General features: G+C 33.5%; 19 protein-coding genes. 10 read left to right on the top strand and 9 right to left on the bottom strand.

The genetic code is table 11. From position 1 onward, the window contains the following. Positions 1–41: 41 nt before the first annotated feature. The 8 genes from AC2DZ0_RS14135 to miaB form a co-directional block, all read right to left on the bottom strand. Positions 42–2753: an outer membrane beta-barrel protein gene (locus AC2DZ0_RS14135; RefSeq protein WP_484642537.1), complete on the bottom strand. Its 2712-nt coding sequence runs from the start codon at positions 2751–2753 to the stop codon at positions 42–44. Positions 2754–3008: 255 nt separating this feature from the next. Next, positions 3009–4652: a chaperonin GroEL gene (groL, locus tag AC2DZ0_RS14140; RefSeq protein WP_484490706.1), complete on the bottom strand. Its 1644-nt coding sequence runs from the start codon at positions 4650–4652 to the stop codon at positions 3009–3011. Positions 4653–4699: 47 nt separating this feature from the next. After that, complete coding sequence (locus AC2DZ0_RS14145; protein ID WP_300326603.1) at positions 4700–4978, bottom strand: co-chaperone GroES; 279 nt, start codon at positions 4976–4978, stop codon at positions 4700–4702. A gap of 143 nt (positions 4979–5121) precedes the next feature. Then, on the bottom strand, positions 5122–5469 hold the full coding sequence (gene secG / locus AC2DZ0_RS14150) for a preprotein translocase subunit SecG (protein ID WP_484490707.1): 348 nt from the start codon (positions 5467–5469) through the stop codon (positions 5122–5124). Between the two features lie 2 nt (positions 5470–5471). Next, positions 5472–6164 (bottom strand): hypothetical protein, encoded by a 693-nt coding sequence (locus AC2DZ0_RS14155; protein ID WP_484642538.1) that lies wholly within the window; start codon positions 6162–6164, stop codon positions 5472–5474. Positions 6165–6174: 10 nt separating this feature from the next. After that, the gene (locus tag AC2DZ0_RS14160; protein ID WP_484490709.1) at positions 6175–6678 is read right to left on the bottom strand and encodes an LptE family protein; all 504 of its coding nucleotides are present in this window, start codon (positions 6676–6678) and stop codon (positions 6175–6177) included. Between the two features lie 88 nt (positions 6679–6766). Beyond that, positions 6767–8002: a sigma 54-interacting transcriptional regulator gene (locus tag AC2DZ0_RS14165; protein ID WP_484490710.1), complete on the bottom strand. Its 1236-nt coding sequence runs from the start codon at positions 8000–8002 to the stop codon at positions 6767–6769. A 15-nt stretch (positions 8003–8017) separates the two neighbouring features. Then, the gene (gene miaB / locus AC2DZ0_RS14170) at positions 8018–9478 is read right to left on the bottom strand and encodes a tRNA (N6-isopentenyl adenosine(37)-C2)-methylthiotransferase MiaB (RefSeq protein WP_484642540.1); all 1461 of its coding nucleotides are present in this window, start codon (positions 9476–9478) and stop codon (positions 8018–8020) included. 249 nt (positions 9479–9727) lie between these two features. Between miaB and topA the strand changes: the two genes are divergently transcribed. The 7 genes from topA to AC2DZ0_RS14205 all read left to right on the top strand — a co-directional run bounded on the left by topA (position 9728) and on the right by AC2DZ0_RS14205 (position 19400). After that, a complete protein-coding gene (gene topA, locus AC2DZ0_RS14175) occupies positions 9728–12259 on the top strand; it encodes a type I DNA topoisomerase (protein WP_484642542.1) in 2532 nt (843 codons plus the stop codon). A gap of 87 nt (positions 12260–12346) precedes the next feature. Then, positions 12347–13504: a formimidoylglutamase gene (locus AC2DZ0_RS14180; protein WP_484642544.1), complete on the top strand. Its 1158-nt coding sequence runs from the start codon at positions 12347–12349 to the stop codon at positions 13502–13504. Positions 13505–13625: 121 nt separating this feature from the next. Continuing rightward, positions 13626–15011, top strand: coding sequence for a T9SS ring complex lipoprotein PorK/GldK (porK, locus tag AC2DZ0_RS14185; protein ID WP_484490714.1), 1386 nt, complete (start codon positions 13626–13628; stop codon positions 15009–15011). 47 nt (positions 15012–15058) lie between these two features. Further along, on the top strand, positions 15059–15691 hold the full coding sequence (gene porL / locus AC2DZ0_RS14190; protein ID WP_484490715.1) for a type IX secretion system motor protein PorL/GldL: 633 nt from the start codon (positions 15059–15061) through the stop codon (positions 15689–15691). Between the two features lie 35 nt (positions 15692–15726). Beyond that, positions 15727–17289, top strand: a complete 1563-nt coding sequence (gene porM / locus AC2DZ0_RS14195; RefSeq protein WP_484642546.1) for a type IX secretion system motor protein PorM/GldM — start codon at positions 15727–15729, stop codon at positions 17287–17289. An 80-nt stretch (positions 17290–17369) separates the two neighbouring features. After that, complete coding sequence (gene porN, locus AC2DZ0_RS14200) at positions 17370–18278, top strand: type IX secretion system ring subunit PorN/GldN (protein ID WP_484490717.1); 909 nt, start codon at positions 17370–17372, stop codon at positions 18276–18278. Between the two features lie 75 nt (positions 18279–18353). Further along, complete coding sequence (locus AC2DZ0_RS14205) at positions 18354–19400, top strand: NAD(P)/FAD-dependent oxidoreductase (protein ID WP_484642548.1); 1047 nt, start codon at positions 18354–18356, stop codon at positions 19398–19400. Here AC2DZ0_RS14205 and AC2DZ0_RS14210 read toward each other — a convergent pair whose 3' ends face one another. Continuing rightward, entirely contained in the window at positions 19401–19781 is a 381-nt protein-coding gene (locus AC2DZ0_RS14210; RefSeq protein WP_484490719.1) for a DUF983 domain-containing protein, read from the bottom strand. Between the two features lie 202 nt (positions 19782–19983). Here AC2DZ0_RS14210 and AC2DZ0_RS14215 point away from each other — a divergent pair, with 202 nt between their 5' ends. From AC2DZ0_RS14215 to AC2DZ0_RS14225, 3 genes are read left to right on the top strand one after another with little or no spacing between them, the layout of a single operon-like run. Beyond that, the gene (locus AC2DZ0_RS14215; RefSeq protein ID WP_484642550.1) at positions 19984–21903 is read left to right on the top strand and encodes an ABC-F family ATP-binding cassette domain-containing protein; all 1920 of its coding nucleotides are present in this window, start codon (positions 19984–19986) and stop codon (positions 21901–21903) included. A gap of 11 nt (positions 21904–21914) precedes the next feature. After that, on the top strand, positions 21915–22850 hold the full coding sequence (locus tag AC2DZ0_RS14220) for a 1-aminocyclopropane-1-carboxylate deaminase/D-cysteine desulfhydrase (RefSeq protein ID WP_484642551.1): 936 nt from the start codon (positions 21915–21917) through the stop codon (positions 22848–22850). A 2-nt stretch (positions 22851–22852) separates the two neighbouring features. Further along, positions 22853–23647, top strand: coding sequence for a glucosaminidase domain-containing protein (locus AC2DZ0_RS14225; protein ID WP_484642552.1), 795 nt, complete (start codon positions 22853–22855; stop codon positions 23645–23647). The last annotated feature ends 9 nt before the right edge of the window (positions 23648–23656 follow it).

Consider the following 23656-nt stretch of genomic DNA (forward strand, 5'->3'; position numbering starts at 1 on the left):
AAGAAAAAAGGAGATTCAAGCAGAATTTCCTTTTTTAGTTATTATGATTTTTTTCCTTTTTTATACTTTTTTCTAGCCCCGTTATTTAATCGGTAGGTGTAACTTAGAACAGCATACATTCCAAGGCTTTCTGTAGTTGTCTCTTCGTAATAGTTGACGCTACTTCTTCTTCTAATGTCTACATTTTTATTTAACATGTCGATCAAAATTAACTTTACAACATTGTTCTTTTTTGGAGTAAATGCATAAGAGATGGCAGTGTTCCAAAGTGGAAGAATTACATCGGTTGCAAAATTTTCATTGGCAGTTTCAGTATCATATGTGTACAAGTAATAATCAAATTGTGTGTTGAAGTTTAGTTGTTTTGTGAAGTCGTAATCAAATTTGGTAAAATAATGTTGTGTAGAGAATTCTCTGTTCAGTTCACGTCTGATTGAAAAATTAGTTTGATTCATGGAGTATTCCGCTCCAATTTTAAAATCAAAGATGTTTTTATTGTGATTTTCAAATCGTAAACTACCAGAGTACCTATTTGCGGTAACATCATTTAAAGTATAGTTGATTAATGAATTTGATTTTTGAAAAGAATTTCTGTTTTTTATGGTGTAGCGAACAGGGAGACGGTTAATTTTTTTACTCAAACTAAAAGAAGTGGATATATTATCTTTTGTTCCGATGTTTTCAAAACTTCTAACTCTATTTAAATCTTCATCAATTTCAATAGTAGGAATTATAGCATCTTTCGTGTGAGATAAATTTACAAATCCATAAAATGTAAGTGCTGATTTATAGTCATGAATATTTACTCTTGCAGATAAGTCATCTCTTTGTTCAGCGTTGATATTTGGATTTCCTTTTCTAATAAATCTAGGGATCAAATCATTAACAACAGTTGAGCTTTGGTAGATATTAGGACTTCGCACAGATTTTTTATAATTCAAACGATATTTTCTACCTGCTTTTGGTTTGTATTGGATGAAAGCTCTTGGGTTGATAAAACTATTTTTTTTATTTATTGATAACTTTTCTAGTTCACCAAAATCTCTGGTGAGGTCTTGGTATTCCGCACCTGCATAAATATTCAGTTTTTCAATATTATAACTATAGCCTAATCTAGATTGATAATTATATTCTTTATGGTTGTATTGGTATTCAAATAAATCTTGTTGGTTGTCATTTGTAATAGTTGTTTTTGATTGAACTACATCTTCATCAATATTTCTAAAGGTATTAAAGGCTTCTATTTTAATATAATGATTGTGTCCTAAAGGTTCTGTGTATTTGATGTTGTAATTGATTGAGTTATTATCTATCAATTCATCTCTATATACTTCGCTTTTAATCACTGATGGAGTTTCAGAGTCTAGATTTCTGGTTGTTTCAGTTTTTTGTTGGTTGAACCTTTTGAGTTTTTCGGTGGTAGCATAGGCACCTACAGCAAAATTTTTTCCTTGGTCATTGAGTTTTTTGTAAAAATTCAATTTTAGGTTTCCTCTATGTCTATTCTGAGCATTGTTGAATTTACTGTCATTCGTAGTTCTTAGAGTATTTTCTGTATTGTAGATTTGAGAAAATTTATTTAAAGTTATCATTCGATCACTGGCATTGTACATTCCTTTTGCGAAATAACTGTAAGTACTGTTTGCTTGGTTTTTGTAGTTGAAATTCAGATTGTGGTTTTTGTCTTTGTTGTCGAAATTACTCACAATATTTGAATTGATATTTGTTTCATTAACCGATGATACCCTGTTGGTATAGGAAGTACCGTCGTTTTGCGATTGGTTAAAAGTGTAATCAGCATTTAAGGATTCTTTCTTTTTGAATTCATGTCCGAAATGGAGTCCAGCAATTTGAGAGTTTAAAAAGCCACTTAAACTTTTTTTGCTGATGTTGCTTTCTTCTCCGTCTGATTCGTCTCCTAGTCCGTCAGCACTTTTAAGAAAGTTTTTAATATTAGAACCTGTAACGTTAATGTTGTTTGTGGAGGCTACGGCAGAAAATTGTGTTTTTGATGAGAACTGGTTGTAGTTACCACTTGCAAAATAACGGTTGTCAAGTCCTATTCCAGCACTTGCTTTTCCAAAACCTCTATTCTTTTTGTCTTTCTTTAACGTGAAGTTTAGAATTACCTGTTTGTTACCATCGCTTACTCCGGTAAGTTCAGATTCGTCACTTTTTTTGTCTATTATTTCTACTTTTGCTATTACATCTGCTGATAAATTTTTCATAACTACCGAAGGGTCTCCTCCAAAAAATTCCTTTCCATCAACATATATCTTGGTAACTTCATTTCCTTGGGCCACCATTTTACCATCAGAATCAATTTCCATACCTGGTAATTTTTCAAGCATGTCTTCAATATTGTCATCATGGTTGACTTTAAATGCTGAGGTGTTAAAAGCAACAGTATCTTTTTTTATTTGAATAGGGACAACAGCTGAAATAGTAACTTCATCTAACAAGCCAACATCTTCTTTCAAAATGATATTGCTTAAATCTATTGCTTCGTTTCTGAATACAATATTTTCAAAGTGAGAAATAAATCCAGTAGAGTGAATTTGTATAAGTAAGGAGTCTCTTGAATCCTCCAATATTTTAAACTTCCCCTCCATATCGGTAGTTGTAAAGTTGATCATTGTGGAGTCCTTTGGATTTAACAAAGCAACGGATGCGTATTCTAGGGGGTCGTTTTCTGGAGTTGCCACTCTTCCGGAAATTATAGGTTCTGTTTGTGCAAGAATAAATTGAACCATAAACAGCATAATGACTGTTAGAAAAATTGATTTATGAAAAGTAAGAGCTGGCATTAATAGGTATTGATTTAAATGTAGTAATTACGGTTGATCGTCAAAATACAAATACCTTGCCATGATTTAAATTTGAGATTGCTGTTGGGTGATTTTGTTTGGTTTAATATATTGAATAAGTGTAGTTTATGAAGTAAAATAAATTCGAAAAAAAAGTGCTTTTGAGATTTCAAAAGCACTTTTTATAATTGTTTTATGATTTTACATCATTCCAGGCATACCACCACCCATTGGAGGGTGTGCATGATCAGCACCAGCAGATTCTGATTTGATTTCAGAAATAGTACATGCAGTAGTCAAAATCATTCCTGCAACGGAAGCAGCATTCTCTAATGCAACACGTGTTACTTTTGTAGGATCAATAATTCCTGCTTTTAACATTTCTACATATTCACCAGATTTAGCATTGTATCCAAAATCAGCTTTTCCTTCTAGTACTTTAGAAATAACTACAGAACCTTCACCACCAGCATTTTCAACAATTTGTCTAAGCGGTTCTTCAATAGCTCTATTAATAATGTTCACACCTGTTTGCTCGTCAGTATTGTCTTCAATTGCAATTGCTGTAAGAGAAGCTTTAGCTCTGGCTAAAGCAACACCTCCACCAGCAACAATTCCTTCTTCAACAGCAGCTCTTGTTGCATGTAAAGCATCATCAACTCTGTCCTTCTTTTCTTTCATTTCAACTTCACTTGCAGCACCAACATATAATACAGCAACACCTCCAGCTAATTTAGCCAAACGCTCTTGTAACTTTTCTTTATCATAGTCAGATGTTGTATTCTCAATTTGAGATTTGATTTGAGTAACTCTCACATTGATTGCGTCAGACTCTCCAGCACCATTTACAACTGTTGTATTGTCTTTATCAATAGTAACTCTTTCGGCAGTTCCTAACATTTCAATGGTAGTGTTTTCTAAAGTAAGACCTCTCTCTTCAGAAATTACAGTACCTCCGGTTAAGATTGCGATATCTTCTAACATTGCTTTTCTTCTGTCTCCGAATCCAGGAGCTTTTACAGCAGCAATTTTAAGCGCTCCACGTAGTTTGTTCATAACTAAAGTAGCTAATGCTTCACCATCAACATCTTCTGCAATGATCAATAAAGGTTTTCCCGATTGAGAGATAGGCTCTAAAATCGGTAATAATTCTTTTAAAGAAGAGATTTTCTTGTCAAATAATAAAATGTATGGGTTCTCTAGGTCGGCCAACATTTTTTCTGTATTTGTTACAAAGTAAGGAGATAAGTATCCTCTGTCAAATTGCATACCTTCTACGATATCCACATAAGTTTCTCTACCTTTTGCTTCTTCAACCGTAATTACTCCTTCTTTACCAACTTTTCCAAAAGCCTCAGCGATCAAGTCACCAATCGTTTCATCATTATTAGCAGAGATAGAAGCTACTTGTTTGATTTTGTCAGATTGATTTCCTACTACTTCAGATTGCTTTTGTAAGTCAGCAACCAAAACCTCAACAGATTTATCGATTCCTTTTTTGATATCTAAAGGGTTGGCACCTGCAGCAACGTTTTTTAAACCTTCAGTAACAATAGCTTGTGCTAAAACAGTAGCGGTTGTTGTTCCGTCTCCTGCAAGGTCATTGGTTTTAGAAGCAACTTCTTTAACCATTTGAGCTCCCATGTTTTCAATTGGGTCGTCTAATTCGATCTCTTTCGCTACGCTTACCCCATCTTTTGTGATGGAAGGTCCTCCGAATGATTTTTCAATAACAACATTTCTACCTTTTGGTCCTAATGTTACTTTTACTGCATTTGCTAAAGCATCAACACCACGTTTTAAACCGTTACGTGCGTCAATGTTAAAATTGATTTCTTTTGCCATTTTAATGTGTTTTTATGTTCTCTATTAAAGATGAATAAATTGAAAAATTAAACGATTGCGAATATATCGCTCTCTCTCATAATTAAGTAATCTGTACCTTCTAATTTTAGTTCGGTACCAGCGTATTTACCGTACAATACAGTATCTCCAACCTTAACAGTCATTGCTTCGTCTTTGGTTCCATTCCCAACTGCAACTACAGTTCCTTTAGAAGGTTTTTCTTTTGCTGAATCTGGAATGATTAATCCTGATGCAGTTTTAGTCTCTGCTGCTAATGGCTCTACAAGTACTCTGTCCGCTAATGGTTTGATGTTTACGTTACTCATTATTATATATGTTTATAAGTTTATATTTTGTTTGCCTTTTACATATCTAAAAATATGCCATTTGTATAAGTCTGACAATATGTAAAAAAAAATGCCAAGGTGTCATTTTCCTTGGCATTTTTGTGTCAACTTGTGTTGATGTTTTATTCAGCAGCTTCTTCCGTTTCTTCTACTTCTGGTAGAGAAGGAGCTTCATCTTCTGTGATTCTGTTATTCAGAGTTTCTTCAATTTGAGAATCTGTTGAGTTTGTGTTTTCTCTAGGAATAGCAAAGTTAGAAAGTAATATCATTGCCATTAAAGCTATTGCTAATGTCCAAGTACTTTTGTCTAAAAAGTTATTAGTACTTTGTACTCCTCCCATAGATTGAGATCCACCTGCTCCTCCGAAAGAAGAAGACAATCCACCTCCTTTAGGGTTTTGAACCATAATTATTAATACTAGCAATACTGCTACAACAAGGATAAGGATTAAAAACAATGTATATGTCATGCTTATTTATTTTTAAGGTGTTCTATTTTCTTGATTTGGTCTGCAAAGAAACCACTTTTTTCTGGATATTTCAAAATTAAAATATTATATGCTTTGATTGCATTGCTATATTTCTTTTGTTCTAGGTAAACTCTAGCTAAAGTCTCTGTCATTAATTCGTTTTCGGAATACGTGTTTGATGGGACAGAAGAGCTCTGTGTGTCTTTAGCGATAGGTTTGATAGTTGGGTTTAAGTCAATGAATTTATCTATTAAATCTTTGTTTTTATGTAAAGTACTATTCTTTTTAGGTTCCCTTATGATAGGTTTTTTGGTGGTAAGTTGTAACCATTGATTGAAAGAATGAGCTTCATTCTGATCAAATTCAAAAGGAGCATTGGCGCCCGTTTCTGTTTCAGGGATTTCTTCAGGTGTGTTCTCGATTGATTTGGTTTGTTCTTTTTGGTGTTGTTGCTCGTCAAATTGAAAACTACTTATATAATCGAAAAGCACACTTCTGTCAATGGTAACAGCAGCGCTGTTTTTAAGTGATTTATTGTATTTGTAATTATTTGTTTGTTTGTATGCTTTTAATAAAACAGCTTGTGCAGCCTGAAAATAGGGGTGTTTTTGAACAAGGGTTTCCAACTGCAAAATCTCTTCTTTACTAAAAGAAGTTGCGTTTTTTTGAATTGTTGAAAACGTTTGAATATCCATTTGTTATGTATTACCAGTTTGCTACAGAAGCATTAAAAATATCTTGGGTGATTCGTTCAAATATTTCATCTAAGGCTCCTTCTAATACAGATCCTGTTAACTGATCATTTGCATCAAAGTCGCTAAAGTGAGTAAAACTTTTTTCGAAATCTTTCTTTTCGTCTAGTTTGTTGTAGAAACGTACATTAATCACAATGGTAAGTCTACTTTGTGCAGCAGTTTGTTCTGCAGTTGCTGTCATCGGTGTAACACGGTAATTTGTAATTTCACCTTCGAAAAATAAATCACCACCTGACTTAACTAAACTCAGGTTTGTTTGTCTTAAAAATAAATCTTGTAAATCTTGAGTAAAACGCTGACTTAAACCAGGTTCAACCAAAGGTGCGTTGTTGGGAAAGTAATTAACTTGTAGCGTCTCTGCATTGCCAGTATCTCCTCCGGTAAATGAGTAAACACCACAGCTAATGATGCTTAGAAATAAAAGCGTGCAAAATATAATAGATTTAATTTTCATTTTTTTTCTTGATAATGATGAGTACAATGTTGCTATTGACGAAAAAACAAATTAACAATTTAACAATGAGAGTTTCAACTAAACTTTCTTATAAATCATATTGTTTAATTTTTCTGTAAAGTGTTCGTTCAGAAATTCCTAGTTCTTTTGCTGCAAGTTTTCTTTTATTTTGGTTTTTCTCTAACGACTTTTTAATCATTTCTATTTCTTTTTCATGTAATGATAAAGATTCGTCCTCTTCAATGGTTTCAGCATATTCATAATTATTTGCAGGAGCCACAGGCTGTTGGATTTGAATTAATTCAATATTAGAATCAGAATTGAATGTATCCTTGTCTTTGTTCAGTTGATCTAGAAGTTGTAAGTTTTCATTTGGCAACTCACCAATGTTTTTGTTATTGATTAAATCAAGGGTGAGTTTTTTTAATTCATTGAAGTCCTTACGAAGTTCGTACAACGCTTTGTATAACACATCTCTGTCTTCAGAAATGCTTTTACCTTCTTGAGATTCGTTTGAATTAATAATTACAGGTAGATTATTGTAGTTAGGAAGATATTGGATGAGCTTATCAGGGCCGATATTTCTACTTTCTTCAACAACAGATATTTGTTCTGCAATATTTCTTAATTGTCTTATGTTTCCAGGGAATCTATAGTTAATTAATAGATTCACAGCTTCTTCATTCAATCGAATGGTAGGCATTCTATATTTTTGTGCGAAATCCGAAGCAAATTTTCTAAATAACAAATGAATGTCGTTTTCTCGATCTCTTAGAGGAGGTAAGTTTAATTCAATGGTACTTAACCTATAGTATAGGTCTTCTCTAAACTTTCCTTTTTGAATAGCCTGTTGCATTTTCATGTTTGTTGCTGCAACAATCCTAACATCTGTTTTTTGAACTTGAGAAGAACCAACTTTTATAAATTCACCGTTTTCTAGTACACGTAGAAGTCTAACTTGAGTCGTCAATGGCAATTCGCCAACTTCATCTAAGAAAATAGTACCACCATCAGCCACTTCAAAATATCCTTTTCTAGTAGAGGTAGCACCAGTAAAGGCTCCCTTTTCATGTCCGAAAAGTTCACTGTCGATGGTTCCTTCTGGAATAGCACCACAGTTTACAGCAATATAGTTGCAGTGTTTTCTGTGCGAAAGTTGATGGATGATTTTAGGAATCGTTTCTTTACCAACACCACTTTCACCTGTTACCAAAACAGAGATGTCTGTTGGGGCAACTCGAATTGCTTTTTCTAGTGATCTGTTTAATTTGTCATCGTTTCCAATGATTTCAAAACGTTGTTTGATGGTAGTAAGTCCTTCCATTAATTTCTATGTTTTTTATTGAAAAGGGATTTCTTGAGCTTCACCTACCGAATGTCCGATAAGCGTGGCAGAAGTGCAATCTTCTATTTTTACTTGGATATAATCCCCAACTTTTTCATTATTTTTAGGAAAAACTGCAACATAATTTTGAGTATTTCTAGCCATCCAGTGTTCTGAAGATTTTTTAGAAGTTCCTTCAATAAGAACCTCTATAGTTTGCCCAACGTATTCTTGTGTTTTTTTGGAACTCAATGCGCGTTGTACTGCAATTACTTCATTTAAACGACGTTTTTTCGTTTTGTCGTCAATATCGTCTTCAAATTTTTTAGCAGCTAAGGTTCCAGGTCTTTCTGAGTAAGAGTACATAAAACCATAGTCGTATTGCACATATTCCATCATGCTAATCGTATCTTGATGTTCTTCCTCTGTTTCCCCACAGAATCCGATAATCATATCTTGAGAGATGGCCACTCCAGGTATTATCTCTTTAATTTTATCAACCAGTTCCATGTATTCTTCTCTAGTATGTTGTCTGTTCATTCTTTTTAAAACAGAAGTACTTCCAGATTGAATAGGTAGGTGTATGTATCTACAAATATTAGGATGTTTTGCAATAATATGTAGAACCTCTAAATCCATGTCTTGAGGGTTGCTTGTGAAAAAGCGTATTCTTAAGGTTGGGAAGTTCGTGGCAACCAAATCTAGTAATTTGGCAAAACCTACGGCGGTTGCTTTTGCAATATCAGAAGCTTTGTCTAAGTCTTTTTTTAGCCCTCCTCCATACCAAAGGTAGCTGTCTACATTCTGACCTAATAAAGTAATTTCTCTATAGTTTTTATCTTTTAAGTTCTGGATTTCTTCAATGATACTTTTGGGATCTCTACTACGTTCTCTTCCTCTTGTAAAGGGAACAACGCAAAAGGTACACATGTTGTCACACCCTCGAGTGATAGAAACAAAAGCTGATACCCCATTAGAGTTAAGTCGAACCGGTGAAACATCTCCATAAGTTTCGTCTTTAGATAATACTACATTTACAGCATCTCTTCCTTCGTTTACTTCTTCTAAAAGATTAGGTAAGTCTTTGTACGCATCAGGACCAACAACAAGATCAACAATTTTTTCTTCGTCTAAAAATTTAGATTTTAATCTTTCAGCCATACAACCCAAAACCCCAACTTTCATATCAGGATTTATTTTTTTGATTGAATTGTATTTTTGAAGTCTTTTTCTGATAGTTTGTTCTGCTTTATCTCTAATAGAGCAAGTGTTGACCAACACCAAATCAGCGTCTTCAATATATTGAGTAGTATTAAAATCGTTTTCAGCTAGAATAGAGGCTACTATCTCACTATCGTTTAGGTTCATTTGACAACCATAACTTTCTATGTATAGCTTTTTTTTGTTTCCTTCTATTGCTTCAGTTAACAAAGGATGTCCTTGTTTGTTCGCATCAATTATTTTTTCAGTCTCCATTCCTTTAGAAAATTTGGATTGCAAAGATACAATCAAAAATACGAATTCTGACATTTTGGCAGAGAAATAAACCGTTAAAAATACGTGAAGAATTAAAAAATATTTGAATTTAAATGGAACATAAATTTGAAATTTAAAAAATCTATCTACTTTTGCAGGAGGTAAGAGTATTGATTTCTGTTTGGCTTTTGGTCGAAAACAAGGGGTATTTTTACAATTTTACGACAACGAATTATACAATTACGATATATGGCAAAGAATTTAGTAATAGTTGAGTCACCAGCAAAAGCCAAGACAATAGAGAAGTTTCTGGGGAAGGATTTTCAAGTAGAATCTAGTTTTGGGCATATTGCAGATTTACCTTCTAGTGAATTAGGAATTAATGTAGATGGAGATTTTCTTCCAAGTTATATTGTGTCAGATGATAAGAAAGCAGTTGTTAAAAAGTTGAAAACTTTATCAAAAAAAGCAGATACGGTTTGGCTAGCAAGTGATGAGGATCGCGAGGGAGAAGCAATTGCATGGCATTTACAAGAACAGCTAAAATTAAATTCTGATAATACAAAACGTATTGTTTTTCATGAGATTACCAAAAAAGCTATATTAAAAGCTGTTGATAACCCAAGGGATATCAATTACGATATGGTGAATGCTCAACAAGCAAGACGCGTTTTGGATCGATTGGTTGGTTATGAGCTATCTCCTGTACTTTGGAGAAAGGTAAAAGGTGGATTGTCTGCTGGTAGAGTTCAGTCAGTTGCCGTAAGATTAATTGTAGAAAGAGAAAGAAGTATTAGAGAATTTAAGACTACTGCGCATTACAAAGTGGTGGCTGAATTTTTAAATAGTAATGGTAAGAAATTCAAGGCAACCATACCAAAAAGTTTTGATTCAAGGGAAAGTGCAGAAGAATTTTTAAAGTCGGCTGCCGATGCAGATTTTTCTATTGCTGATTTACAAAAGAAACCAGCAAAAAAATCTCCTGCTCCTCCGTTTACAACTTCAACATTGCAGCAAGAGGCTTCAAGGAAATTGGGGTATTCAGTTGCTAGAACAATGCAAGTTGCTCAACGTTTGTATGAAGCCGGTTTGATAACCTACATGAGAACGGATAGTTTGAATTTATCTGACGATGCAAGAAAAGAAGCAGAGGAAGAAATTACAAATTATTACGGGCCAGAGTATAGTAATCCAAGGGTTTTTAAAACGAAATCTAAGGGAGCACAAGAAGCGCACGAGGCGATTCGTCCTACAGATATGAAACGTCATACGGTGAATGTTGAAAACGACCAAGATCGTTTGTATGATTTAATATGGAAAAGAACGTTGGCTTCTCAAATGAGTGATGCTCAGTTGGAAAGAACGAATGTTAAAATTGAAAATAATAAAAATGAGAAAATCTTTTCTGCGAATGGAGAGATGATCAAATTTGAAGGGTTTTTAAAAGTATATTTAGAAGGAACAGATAATGAAGAAGAAGAGCAAGCAGGAATGCTTCCTCAATTAGCAAAAGGAGAGGCTTTAGATTATAATTTCATTACAGCAACTCAAAGGTTTACAAGTCCACCTTATAGGTTTACTGAGGCTTCTTTGGTAAAACAATTAGAAGAGTTAGGAATTGGTAGACCGTCTACCTATGCGCCTACAATCTCTACGGTTCAGAGAAGAGGATATATAGTAAAAGGCGAGCTTGAAGGTACAGAAAGGGAATATGAACAATTTACCTTAAAAGCTGGTAAAGTTTCAAATAAGAATTTAACTGAAAAAGTTGGTTCCGATAAAGGAAAATTAGTTCCAACAGATATTGGAAATATTGTAAATGACTTTTTAGTAGCTAATTTTTCAAACATCTTAGATTTTGGGTTTACTGCGAAAGTAGAGGCTGATTTTGATGATATTTCTGAAGGAACTCAGGATTGGACGGCTATGATAAAAGAATTTTATCAAACTTTTCATCCAACCGTAAAAGATGTTTCTGAGAATGCTGAGAGAGAAAGTGGTGAAAGAATTTTAGGTAAACACCCTGAAACCGGAAGGACGATTTTAGTGCGTTTAGGGAAATTTGGTCCCATGGCTCAAATTGGAGATCCAGAGGATGAAGAAAAGTTATTTGCTTCTTTATTAAAAGAACAAACTTTAGGAACAATTACCTTAGAGGAAGCGTTGGAGTTGTTTTTGTTGCCTAAAAATTTAGGTGTTTATGAAGGAGACGATGTTGTTGTTTCTAATGGAAGATTTGGACCTTATATTAAATTTGGAACGATGTATGTTTCTTTAGATAGAGGTGAAGATCCGATGTCTGTTGATATGGCTAGAGCAACTGAGCTTATTGTGGCAAAACAAAAAGCAGATGCACCAATCGCTGAATATGAAAATTTACCTGTACAGAAAGGGGTAGGGAGATTTGGTCCTTTTATCAAATGGAATAGTATTTTTATCAATGTTAATAAGAAATACGATTATGATAATTTAAGTTATGATGATATCGTAGAGTTGATTGAAGATAAAAAACGAAAGGAGATTGAAAAAGTAATCCATAATTGGGAGGAAGAAGGTATTCGTCTTGAAAAAGCAAGATGGGGACGTTTCAATATCATCCAAGGGAAACTAAAAATTGAACTGCCAAAAACAACGGATGCTAAAAACATGACGTTAGAGGAAGTTCAGGCAATTATAGAAGCTAAAAAACCAAAGAAAAAAACTAGAAAAGCTCCTGCTAAAAAAGCAACTGCAAAAAAGAAAACTGTAGCCAAGAAGAAGCCAGCAGCAAAAAAGAAATAGTAACTGTAGTTGCATTTTTTATTTTGAATTTATTTTATATTTTTGAGACGCTTGGTGGATAAAGTGTACCAAGTACAATTTTTTTTAATGAGCTTAGATTTTTTATTACCCCTTGAAGAACTTTTTATAGATGAGATTTTAGAGTATTCTGAAACCTCATTGTCTCGTTTTGTTAAAATTCATAACAAAGAGCAGGGGATGCCGGAACTTGAAAATGTTTCGATTGCCATTATTGGTGTTCAAGATGGTAGAGGAGCTGTTAATAATGATACCACTGGGTATGGAGTAGATGCCATAAGAAAGTATTTTTATAAATTATATCCTGGCAACTGGTCTCAAAAAATCGTTGATTTAGGAAATATTCCCCAAGGAGCTTCAGTTCAAGATACTTATTTTGCTTTGAAAGAGGTTGTTACTTTTTTAGTAAAAAAGAATATTGTTCCATTGATTTTAGGAGGTGGTCAAGATTTGACTTATGCAAATTACAGGGCTTATGATACATTGGAACAACTTGTAAATATTGTTTCTGTAGATTCAAAGTTTGATCTTGGAGCTATAGATTCTCCTTTGAACTCAAATTCTTTTTTAAGTAAAATTGTGATGGAAGAGCCCGCAAATTTATTTAACTATAGTAATATAGGTTATCAAACTTTTTTTAATTCTCAAGATGAAATAGATTTGTTAGAAAGTTTGTCTTTTGATGCATATCGTTTAGGAGAAGCAAAGGATTTAAAGATTGTTGAGCCCATAATGCGAGATGCTGATATTGTGAGCATTGATCTAGGTGCTGTACGTATGAGTGAAGCGCCAGCAAATGGAAATGCAACCCCGAACGGTTTTTATGGAGATGAAATATGTGCTATTTCTAGATATGCTGGGATCAGCGACAAAGTAACCTCATTCGGTATATATGAATTTAATAACCGTTTAGATTTACAAGGACAGACGGCTCATTTAGTAGCGCAAATGATGTGGTATTTTATAGAAGGTTATAGTTTTAGAGCTAAGGATTATCCTTATTGTACCAAAGAGAAATATGTAAAGTATATTGTTCCGCATGAGGATGAGAATATGGTTTTTTATAAAAGTCATAAAAGTGGAAGATGGTGGTTGGAAATTCATTCTATGAATGACAATAAATACAAACGACATGCGTTAATACCGTGTACGCACGACGATTATATTGATGCCACGTCGCAAAAAGTGCCTGAGAGATGGTACAAAGCGTTGAAAAAAATAAATTAATAATTCTGCGTTAACTTATAGTGAAAAGTGCCAAAAAGTCTTGGTTTATGCTTTTTATTCATTGCTTTTGATAAAAAAAAATGATAGGTTTACGCTCAATTACGAAAGACAAGAAGTAAATATGAAAAATATAGCAGTTTATATAGCCTTAATTTTAGTGATATATAGTTGTGGTTCTAACGATAGAGGAGAGGTTGTAGGAAAGTCTTCCGGTAAGAAAATTTACTCTGAAAGACCATTTGGTATGGTCTTGGTTCCTGGAGGAGCTTTTACAATGGGTAGAGAGGATGAAGATCCTTTTGGAGGAATTGGAACAGCACCTAGAACTGTTACGGTACAGCATTTTTATATGGATGAGTCTGAAGTGACGAATAGTGAATATGGTCAGTTTGTAGAATGGGTTCGTGATTCTATTGTGAGAACAGAATTGGCACTTACGGCAGATGAGCGATCTTATCTATTAGATGCAGATAGTGAAGGTGGGGAAGATGGTATTTTTCGTTACAGCTTTAAAGAAGTAGATACAACGGATGCCAATCAGTATGAGAAATACATGATTGATAATTATGGAGGTTTAGGAGATGTGAATTCTTTAACAGAGGGTAGAGCATTGAACTGGAGAATTCCAATTATTTGGGATAAAAATGAATATCCAGATGCTGCTTATTCAGAGGTTATGGATTCCATGTATTTACCTTTAGAAGATTCTTTTGAAGGAGAGAGAATTTTGAATGTTAAAAAATTAAAATATACTTATTCTTGGTTTAATAAAGAAGGAGCTGCAAAAAGTACCACCGGATCTAGAAAGGATTTTATCATTCACGAAGATGTTTCGGTTTACCCTGATACTACTGTTTGGGTAAAAGATTTTAGTTATTCCTACAATGACCCGATTCACGAAGAATATTTTTGGCATGCAGCCTACCAAGAATATCCTGTGGTAGGGGTGAATTGGTATCAAGCAAAAGCTTATTGTAACTGGAAGACGAAAAAGAAAAATGATTATCTGAGATCTAGAAAAACTCCGATTAGAGTTCCTAATTTTAGATTGCCTACTGAAGCAGAATGGGAGTTTGCCGCTAGAGGTGGAATTGACCACGGAACATACCCATGGGGTGGACCGTACACAACGGATGATAGAGGGATCTTTTTAGCAAACTTTAAGCCTGTTCGTGGTAATTATGCAATTGATGGCGCGTTGTATACCGTAGAAGCATATTCTTATGCACCAAACGGGTATGGACTTTATAATATGGCAGGGAATGTTGCTGAATGGACAAGTACTTCTTATAACCAAGGTTCTTACAGAACAGGTTCAAGTATCAACGCAAATATTGAAGATAAAGAAAACAAAAGAAAAGTTATTCGTGGAGGTTCTTGGAAAGATATAGCTTATTTCTTACAAGTTTCAACTAGAGATTATGAATATGCAGATTCATTGAAAAGTTATATTGGATTTAGAACAGTTCAAGATTTCTTGGGGATTTCTAAAAAAACAAAAAAGTAAAAACACAAATAATAATAATTAACCAACCCCTAATAAAAATTTAAATTATGGCACAATCAGTAAAAAGCAAGAAAATTTTAAACATGGTATACGGACTTGGAGCATCTGTCGTTTTGATAGGAGCCTTGTTCAAAATATTACACTTTAGCATGGGACCACTAACAGGTGGAGTTATGTTAACAGTTGGTCTTTTAACAGAGGCGTTTATATTTGCTTATTCTGCCTTTTTTGAACCGATAGAAGAAGATTTGGATTGGACCCAAGTATATCCTGAATTAGTAGGAGGTACTGCTAAAAAGAAGGATCCTAATGCAAAAGGTATTATGGCTGATAAATTAGATGAAATGTTACGTCAATCTAATTTGGATGCAGAATTAGTAGGAAGTTTAGCAGAAAGTATTAAAAACTTTAAAGGAGCTGCAGATAGTATCAATTCTTCAGTAGATACGGTTGCAAATACACATAAATACAATGAGGAGATGGCAGTTGCCGCTGTACATCTAGAATCTTTAAACAGTTTGTATAAAGTTCAGTCAGAGAACAGTGAGCGTCAAGCATTCTTAAATGAGTCTATGTTGAAACATTCTGAAAAATTAGAATCTCAAATGGAAGTATTAGCGAATAACTTGTCTTCTTTGAATTCAGTATACGGTGGAATGTTATCTGCAATGAATAAATAATTAATAACCTTAAAAATTAACAAAGCTTATTAATTATGGCAGGAGGAAAACAATCAGCTAGGCAGAAGATGATCAATCTTATGTACCTTGTATTTATTGCGATGTTGGCATTGAATATGGGTAAAAAAGTATTGTCATCTTTTGGATACTTAAATGAAAAAATAGAATCTTCAAATCAAACCGCAGCAAATGATATTGCAGCAGTTTTAGAAGATTTAGGAACAAAAGCATCTGAGCAACCAGAAAAATATGGTGACTTAAATGATAAGGCGGTTCAAGTGAATAGAATTTCGAATGACTTTTACAACTATTTAGGAGCGGTAAAAGATTCTTTATTAGCGACTATTGATCCAGAACTTCACAAAGATTATGAATCGTTAGATTCTGAAACAGCAGGAGATGAATTTTTCTTTGCTGGTGAGACTAAACTTACAGAAAATGGAGAGTTGTTTGTAGCAAGTATCAATCAATATAGGGAGGATATTATTGCTGTATTGGGAGAAAATATCAAACCAGATGTACTAGATCACTTAAAGAAACGTTTTGATACTAGTGAGCAACCTTTAAAAGATAGTGAAAGAACACAACCGTGGATTAGAAATAGATATGAAGGTTTCCCATTAGTGGCTACTTTGACAAATATTTCTGTAATTCAGGCGGATGCTAGAACTTCTGAAAAAGAGATTTACAATTCTTTATTAGGAAAGCAGTTATCTGCAGATGCTAGTATTAGTGAGAAGACGTATAAGGCAATTGTTATATCTGAAAAACCAGCTTATTTTCCTGGTGAGGAATTTAGTGGAACGGTGGTTTTAGGAAAGTATGATGCAAGTTTGAAGCCAGAAAGGTTAACAATCAATGGAAAGAACTATTCAGAGAGAGACGAGAAAGGGGCTGCTGTTGTTAAGTTTAAAACAGGTAAAGTTGGTGAAAATGATATCATCGGTGAATTTGTTTTTCAGCAAGATGGAAAGCCAGTTAAAATTTCTGTAAAGTCTAATTATCTTGTAGTACCAAAGCCTAATGGAGCGGTAGTATCTGCTGATAAAATGAATGTGGTGTATAGAGGGGTTCAAAATCCAATTACCATTTCTATGCCGGGTATTTCTGATAACAATGTTAGAGCGAGTGCTTCAGGATTAAAAAGGGTAAAAGGAACAAAATATAATTTATTCCCAGGAAAAGGAAAAGAAGTTACCATCAATGTTTCTGGAACTACAAATGACGGTGAAAAAATTTCGTCGCCACCTGTAAAGTTTAGAATTAAGGATATTCCGCCGCCGGCAGCTACTATTAGAAAGCAATGGGGGTCAATAAAAATGCCTAAATCAAGTTTAGCAAAAGCGACAATTGATGCGGCGTTAATAGATTTTGATTTTGATTTGAAATTGAAAGTTTCTTCTTTTAAAATTAAGATCCCGGGTCAGTCTACAGTATTGGTCAATGGTACTCGTTTGGATGCAAGAGCTCAAAAAGCTTTGATGAAAGCCAAAAGAGGTGATGTAGTTAGTATTTTTGATGTGAAAGCTGCAATTATTGGAAATTCTTCTTATCGATTGAAAGGTGTATTGCCTTTAAGTGTAGTAATCTCTAACTAATCATTAGTTAATAGATTTAATAGAAGTATTGTTTAAAAATACATATATAGTATTTTTGTAAGAGGATTAAAATTATGAGAATGATGAGTTTGAAAAGTTATGTACTATTTAGTTTAGTTGCATTGTTGAGTATATCAGCAAATGCACAAGCTGATTTTAATGTACTGAATGCACAAACGCCAGATGAAATAGGGCAAGTGCCAGAGCAGTATCAGGAAGCTTCTAAGGATAGTCCAATACCTTACGGATATGTTAATGAACGTGATATTCTTTGGTCGAAAATAATATGGGAAGAAATAGATTTAAATGAGCGTATGAATATGCCTTTATACTACCCTATAGATTCAGCCAATGTGAATAGTAGCAGGAAATCTTTGTTTTACACGCTTTTAAAAGGAATTAAAACGGGAAAAATTAAAGAAGTTTATGACGATTCGTTTTTTAAATCTAAACTTACGGAGAAAGATATCAATCAAAAATTAACGAGAGTAGATACTTCAGATTATGCTTATGAGTTGATCAATGAAGGAGAAACTAATATTTCAGACTTTGTAGATGAGGTTTCAATAAAATCAGAAGATATTGCCGGTTATAAAATAAAAGGTATTTGGTATTTTGATAAAAGACATGGTGAATTGAAGTATCGACTTTTAGCGATAGCACCTTTGGCGCCAGATGTTCAATTATTGGGTAGAGATGATATTGTTGATGATGAAACGTTACCGTTATTTTGGATATTTTATCCTGATGCTAGAGAAGTGTTGCACAATGCATATGCTTTTAATAATGTAAATCATAGGTCACCAATCTCCTTTGATGATTTGTTGAATTCAAGAAGATTTACTTCTGTGATTTTGCGAGAAGAAAACTTATATGGTAATAGAGCAATTGCAGATTATATTCAAGGAAATGCTTTGTATCAAATTATGGAATCTGAGCGTATTCGTGAACAAATTAGAAATAAAGAATTGGATATGTGGAATTATTAATTCTACCAATTTGTAAATAATAAAAAGCTCTTGTATGTAATTTCCATCCAAGAGTTTTTTTTTAATTAGAGTTTTATGAAAGTGGATTGTGTGATTGTTGGATTTGGATTGGCAGGGATGGCTTTTGCTAAAGAATTAGAAGAAAATGGTAAATCATTTGTTGTCTTTGAAGATGATTCTCAAACTTCTTCAAATGTAGCAGGTGGGGTGTATAACCCTGTTATTTTAAAGCGTTTCACTCCTGTTTGGCAGGGACAAGAACAATTGGATATCGCTTTGCCTTTTTATTCAGAAATAGAAAATAAATTGGGTGGAGTTTATGACTATAAGTTTTCTACCTATCGTGTATTTAAATCTATAGAAGAACAGAATAATTGGTTTTCAGCATCTGATAAACCCTTGTTAGCCCCTTATATGGATACTGAGATCGTTCGTAAAGATTATCAAGGAATTATTTCCGAAAATGGTTTTGGAAGGTTATTTCATACAGGAAGAATAGATACTAAAAAGTTGTTGTCAGATTACAAACAGTATTTACACTCCTCAGAAAGTATTCGATATGAAAGTTTTGATTATGCTCAATTGGAGTTGCAGGAAAATGGTGTAAAGTATAATGGCATTCAAGCTTCTTATATTATTTTTAGTGAGGGATACGGAATGCATAAGAATCCATTTTTTTCAGAGTTGCCAATGAATGAGGCAAAAGGAGAATTATTGACCATTCATGCTCCAGAGTTAGAGGCAGACTTTTTAATTAAAGCGGCTGTGTTTGTATTGCCCTTAGGGAAAGGTATGTTTAAGGTAGGAGCAACTTTTAACTGGAAAGATAAAACCTTAAAGGCTACAAAAGAGGGAGAAAAAGAGTTGTTAGAAAAACTAGATACCTTTATTAATGTACCTTATAAAGTGGTTGAACATACAGCTGGGATTAGACCTACTGTAAAGGATAGGAGACCGTTAGTAGGAGTGCATTCTGATTATAAATCCTTATGTATTTTAAATGGACTTGGTACTAGAGGAGTTATGATTGCTCCCAAAGTTGCTAAGGAACTTTATTTACATTTATTTGAGGGAGCAGAATTAGATCCTGAATCGAATATCAATAGATTTATCAAAAAATAATTATTTCTTTTTGTCTTTATAGGCAACAAATATGTTGATCCAAATAATTCTTGAAAGTCTTAGGCTATAGGGAGTAGAACCTATAAGAATTAGAATTATTGCTAAAAAGGATTCTAATAATTCAAAATTGAAAATTAGGTTCGTTATCAAAAATGTAAGGATAGAAATTCCAACTGATAAAGTATAGGCTACGTACATTGCTCCATAAAAAAAAGATGGTTCCATCATATACTTTAAGTTGCAGTTGGGGCAATTGTCATGGATTTTAGTAACATCCTTTAATTTAAAGCCACCTTTCTCTGTAAAAAAATCGCCTTCATGACATTTAGGACATTTAAATTTTAAAATGCTATATAACTTGCTGCCTTTTTTTAAAAACATAATTTTATTCTTAGGAAATCATAGGAATTAAGATCACTATGATGATGAAATAAACATTTGGTAAAGGTACAAAGTAAATAGCGTAAGCCCTATAATCCTTTGTTAAATAGCTTGGAAACAAACAAAAATTCTATTCTTAAATCGTAAAATTTGTGATAGATTTGCAAAATTCCATTAATATTCTAAAAACACTTATTTATAGATGCTTAACGTTCATAATTTAACCGTTTCTTTTGGAGGGACGGATCTTTTTTCAGAAATCACTTTCAAACTTAATAAAGGGGATAGAGTTGGTTTGATTGGGAAAAATGGAGCTGGAAAATCTACCTTATTAAAAGTTCTTTCTAAAGATATAGAAAGTAGTGGAGGTACCATGGCTTTTGAAAAAGATGTGCAAATGGGGTTTTTGAGACAGGATATTGATTTTGTTGAAGGAAGAACAATCTTGGAAGAGGCCTATCAAGCTTTTGAAGAAATTAAAGAAATAGAGTTAAAGCTCGATAAAATTAACAACGAGCTGGCAACAAGAACGGATTATGAAAGCGAATCGTATAGCCAATTGATTCATGATCTTACTGATTTAACTGAGCGCTATGAGTTATTAGGAGGATACAATTATAAAGGAGATACGGAAAAAATATTACAAGGGTTAGGATTTAAAAGAGAGGATTTTGATAAACTAACGGATACTTTTTCTGGTGGGTGGAGAATGCGTATTGAATTGGCAAAGCTATTACTCCAAAATAATGATATTTTGCTATTAGATGAACCTACGAACCATTTAGATATTGAATCTATCATTTGGCTAGAAAACTTTTTAAAGGGGTATTCAGGTGCGATTGTTTTGGTTTCGCATGATAAAATGTTTTTAGATAATGTTACCAATAGAACCATTGAAATTTCTTTGGGGCAGATATATGATTATAAAAAATCATATTCTGAATTTTTGTTGTTAAGAGGTGAAATCAAAGAAAAACAGTTGCAAGCGCAAAAGAATCAAGAGAAAGAAATCAAAGCGAAGCAACAGTTAATAGATAAATTTAGAGCTAAAGCAAATAAGGCATCTATGGCTCAGTCGCTGATCAAGCAATTGGACAAGGTAGAAAGAATTGAAGTTGATGCCGATGATAACGCAACCATGAATATAAAATTTGCCGTTTCTAAGGAACCAGGTAAAATTGTAGTGGAAGCGGAAAATATGTCTAAAAGTTATGGAGATAAACATGTACTTGAAGATGTAAATTTATTGATAGAACGTAACAGTAGGATTGCTTTTGTTGGTCAGAATGGTCAAGGAAAATCTACTTTGGCAAAAATGATGGTTGGAGACATTCCATTTGAAGGTCATTTAAAGTTAGGACATAATGTTGAGATTGGTTATTTTGCTCAGAATCAATCAGAGCACCTACCTCCTGAAGAAACGGTTTTAGAAATTATGCAAAACGCAGCCACTGATTCTAATAGGGCAAGAGTAAGAGATATGCTTGGAGCATTTTTATTTGGTGGGGACGCAGTTGAGAAAAAAGCGAAAGTATTATCAGGGGGTGAAAGAAATAGATTGGCACTATGTAAATTACTATTATCACCTTTCAATGTATTAATCATGGATGAGCCAACCAATCACTTGGACATTCAATCTAAAAATGTATTGAAAGCAGCGCTGCAAAAATATACCGGTACTTTAATTATTGTATCGCATGATAGAGATTTTTTACAGGGCTTAACGGATTCTGTTTATGGTTTTAAAGATAAAGTAATCAAAGAATATTTAGGAGATATTGACTATTTCCTGGATCAGCATAAATTAGAAAACTTACGAGAGGCGGAAAAAAGAACCGTTGTTGTTGAAAAGAAAGTTTCTAAAAAAGAAGATTATAAATTAAGCAGACAAGAAGAGAAAGAATTAAAGCAATTGAAAAATAAACTTAGTAAAGCCGAAAGAGCTATTTCTGATGTTGAAAAGGAAATTTTGGACATGGATGCTAAGTTGGCTGAAGATTATGAAAAGACAGCTGCGGATCCTGCGTTTTTTGAAAACTATCAAGCTAAAAAAGACTCTTTGGATGGTTTAATGGAGGATTGGGCAGAGTTGGATGAAAAAGTAAATAGCTTTTCTTCATAAAGATTATTGCATTGCAGCCTGTCACTAGCAACATAGAAGAGATTATTTTACCAGAATTAGAAGCTAAAAAAGTACAGCTTTATATAAAACGGGAGGATGCTATTCATCCTGTTATTTCTGGAAATAAATACCGTAAATTATTATACAATATTAATTTTGCTAAAGAAAACGGCTTTACGGAGTTGTTAACTTTTGGAGGTGCGTATTCCAATCACATATTGGCTACTGCTGGGGCGGGCTTTGAGTTTGGATTTAAAACAATTGGGGTTATTAGAGGAGAGGAATTAGGTGTAGATATTGATAAAACATTATTAACCAATGAAACTCTTAGACGTTCAAAGGAAGATTATGGGATGGAGTTTGAATTTATTTCAAGGTCTGATTATAGAGAAAAAGCAAATCATAGTTATTTACAAAAACTAAAAGAAAAACACCCTAATGCTTATATATTACCTGAAGGCGGAACCAATGATTTGGCGGTCCATGGATGTGAAGAAATTCTAGATGAATCTACTGAAATATTTGATTTTATTTGCTGTGCTGTTGGAACCGGTGGTACCATTTCAGGTATTATCAATGGTTCTGAAAAAAATCAGCAAATTTTGGGGTTTCCTGCATTGAAAGGAAATTTTTTGGAAAAAGAGATCAAAAATAATCAGGTACGTACATCGAATTGGAGTTTAGTGTCTGATTATCATTTTGGAGGCTATGCTAAAATAAATGAAGAATTAGTTACCTTTAACAATAATTTTTTCAAGGCCACTAACGTTCTGTTAGATCCGGTTTATACTGGTAAAATGTTTTATGGAATTTTGGATATGGTAAAGAAGGATAAATTTAATCAAGGTTCTAAAATTTTGGCCATTCATACCGGTGGTTTACAAGGGATAAAAGGTATGAATGACGTCTTGGCAAAAAGAAAGTTGCCCTTGTTAATTGAAAAATAGATATGAAATATACTTTAACATTGATTGCTTGTTCCATCTTTATGATTGGTTGTGGTTCGAGCAAAAAAACTACAGTTCAGAAATCAAGCCCTAAACCTGTTTTAAAAGTTGTTGAGACGGATAATAAGGCAGTGAACAAAGAAGTTGTAAAATTAGAGAAAAGACAATCTAGTTTGGATACTAGAACGATTGCTTATATCAGCCATTATGCACCTGTTGCAATGGAGGAGATGAAAAAACACAAAATACCTGCAAGTATTACCTTAGCACAGGGCATTTTAGAGTCGGGTAACGGAGTGAGTAATTTGGCTTTAAAATCAAACAATCATTTTGGAGTGAAATGTCATGACAGGTGGCATGGAGAGTCAGTAAGGCATGATGATGACGAAAAGCAAGAGTGTTTTAGGAAATATAAAAAAGTGGAAAGTTCTTACAGAGATCATTCTTTGTTTTTGACAAGTAGGTCGAGGTATGACTTTTTGTTTGATCTTAAAATAGACGATTATAAAGGATGGGCTAAAGGATTGAAAAAAGCAGGTTATGCAACCGATAAGAAATATCCAGATAAATTAATTCGTATTGTTGAAACGTATGATTTAGATCATTATGATAAACTTGTGCTGAATAAAAAAATTAAAGATTCTAATAAGAGATATGGGAAAGCATATCGTGTAAGAAAGGGAGATACTCTTTACGGAATAGCGAAAAGGTACAGAATGACTGTTGAGGAAATTAAGAAGTTAAATGGGCTTACCTCAAATGACATCGCAATAAATCAAGTTTTAAAACTTGAATAAAAAAATCCC

Source organism: Flavicella sp. IMCC45668 (assembly GCF_057219105.1).

What these genes read in the sequence shown, in the direction of transcription:
- AC2DZ0_RS14215 (WP_484642550.1), top strand. Translation starts at nt 19,984, where the DNA reads ATGCTTAACGTTCATAATTTAACCGTTTCTTTTGGAGGGACGGATCTT.
- AC2DZ0_RS14165 (WP_484490710.1), bottom strand. Translation starts at nt 8,002, where the DNA reads ATGGAAGGACTTACTACCATCAAACAACGTTTTGAAATCATTGGAAAC.
- topA (WP_484642542.1), top strand. Translation starts at nt 9,728, where the DNA reads ATGGCAAAGAATTTAGTAATAGTTGAGTCACCAGCAAAAGCCAAGACA.
- AC2DZ0_RS14155 (WP_484642538.1), bottom strand. Translation starts at nt 6,164, where the DNA reads ATGGATATTCAAACGTTTTCAACAATTCAAAAAAACGCAACTTCTTTT.
- AC2DZ0_RS14225 (WP_484642552.1), top strand. Translation starts at nt 22,853, where the DNA reads ATGAAATATACTTTAACATTGATTGCTTGTTCCATCTTTATGATTGGT.
- AC2DZ0_RS14160 (WP_484490709.1), bottom strand. Translation starts at nt 6,678, where the DNA reads ATGAAAATTAAATCTATTATATTTTGCACGCTTTTATTTCTAAGCATC.
- porN (WP_484490717.1), top strand. Translation starts at nt 17,370, where the DNA reads ATGATGAGTTTGAAAAGTTATGTACTATTTAGTTTAGTTGCATTGTTG.
- AC2DZ0_RS14180 (WP_484642544.1), top strand. Translation starts at nt 12,347, where the DNA reads ATGAGCTTAGATTTTTTATTACCCCTTGAAGAACTTTTTATAGATGAG.
- porL (WP_484490715.1), top strand. Translation starts at nt 15,059, where the DNA reads ATGGCACAATCAGTAAAAAGCAAGAAAATTTTAAACATGGTATACGGA.
- groL (WP_484490706.1), bottom strand. Translation starts at nt 4,652, where the DNA reads ATGGCAAAAGAAATCAATTTTAACATTGACGCACGTAACGGTTTAAAA.
- porK (WP_484490714.1), top strand. Translation starts at nt 13,626, where the DNA reads ATGAAAAATATAGCAGTTTATATAGCCTTAATTTTAGTGATATATAGT.
- porM (WP_484642546.1), top strand. Translation starts at nt 15,727, where the DNA reads ATGGCAGGAGGAAAACAATCAGCTAGGCAGAAGATGATCAATCTTATG.
- miaB (WP_484642540.1), bottom strand. Translation starts at nt 9,478, where the DNA reads ATGGAGACTGAAAAAATAATTGATGCGAACAAACAAGGACATCCTTTG.
- AC2DZ0_RS14135 (WP_484642537.1), bottom strand. Translation starts at nt 2,753, where the DNA reads ATGGTTCAATTTATTCTTGCACAAACAGAACCTATAATTTCCGGAAGA.
- AC2DZ0_RS14205 (WP_484642548.1), top strand. Translation starts at nt 18,354, where the DNA reads ATGAAAGTGGATTGTGTGATTGTTGGATTTGGATTGGCAGGGATGGCT.
- AC2DZ0_RS14145 (WP_300326603.1), bottom strand. Translation starts at nt 4,978, where the DNA reads ATGAGTAACGTAAACATCAAACCATTAGCGGACAGAGTACTTGTAGAG.
- AC2DZ0_RS14210 (WP_484490719.1), bottom strand. Translation starts at nt 19,781, where the DNA reads ATGTTTTTAAAAAAAGGCAGCAAGTTATATAGCATTTTAAAATTTAAA.
- secG (WP_484490707.1), bottom strand. Translation starts at nt 5,469, where the DNA reads ATGACATATACATTGTTTTTAATCCTTATCCTTGTTGTAGCAGTATTG.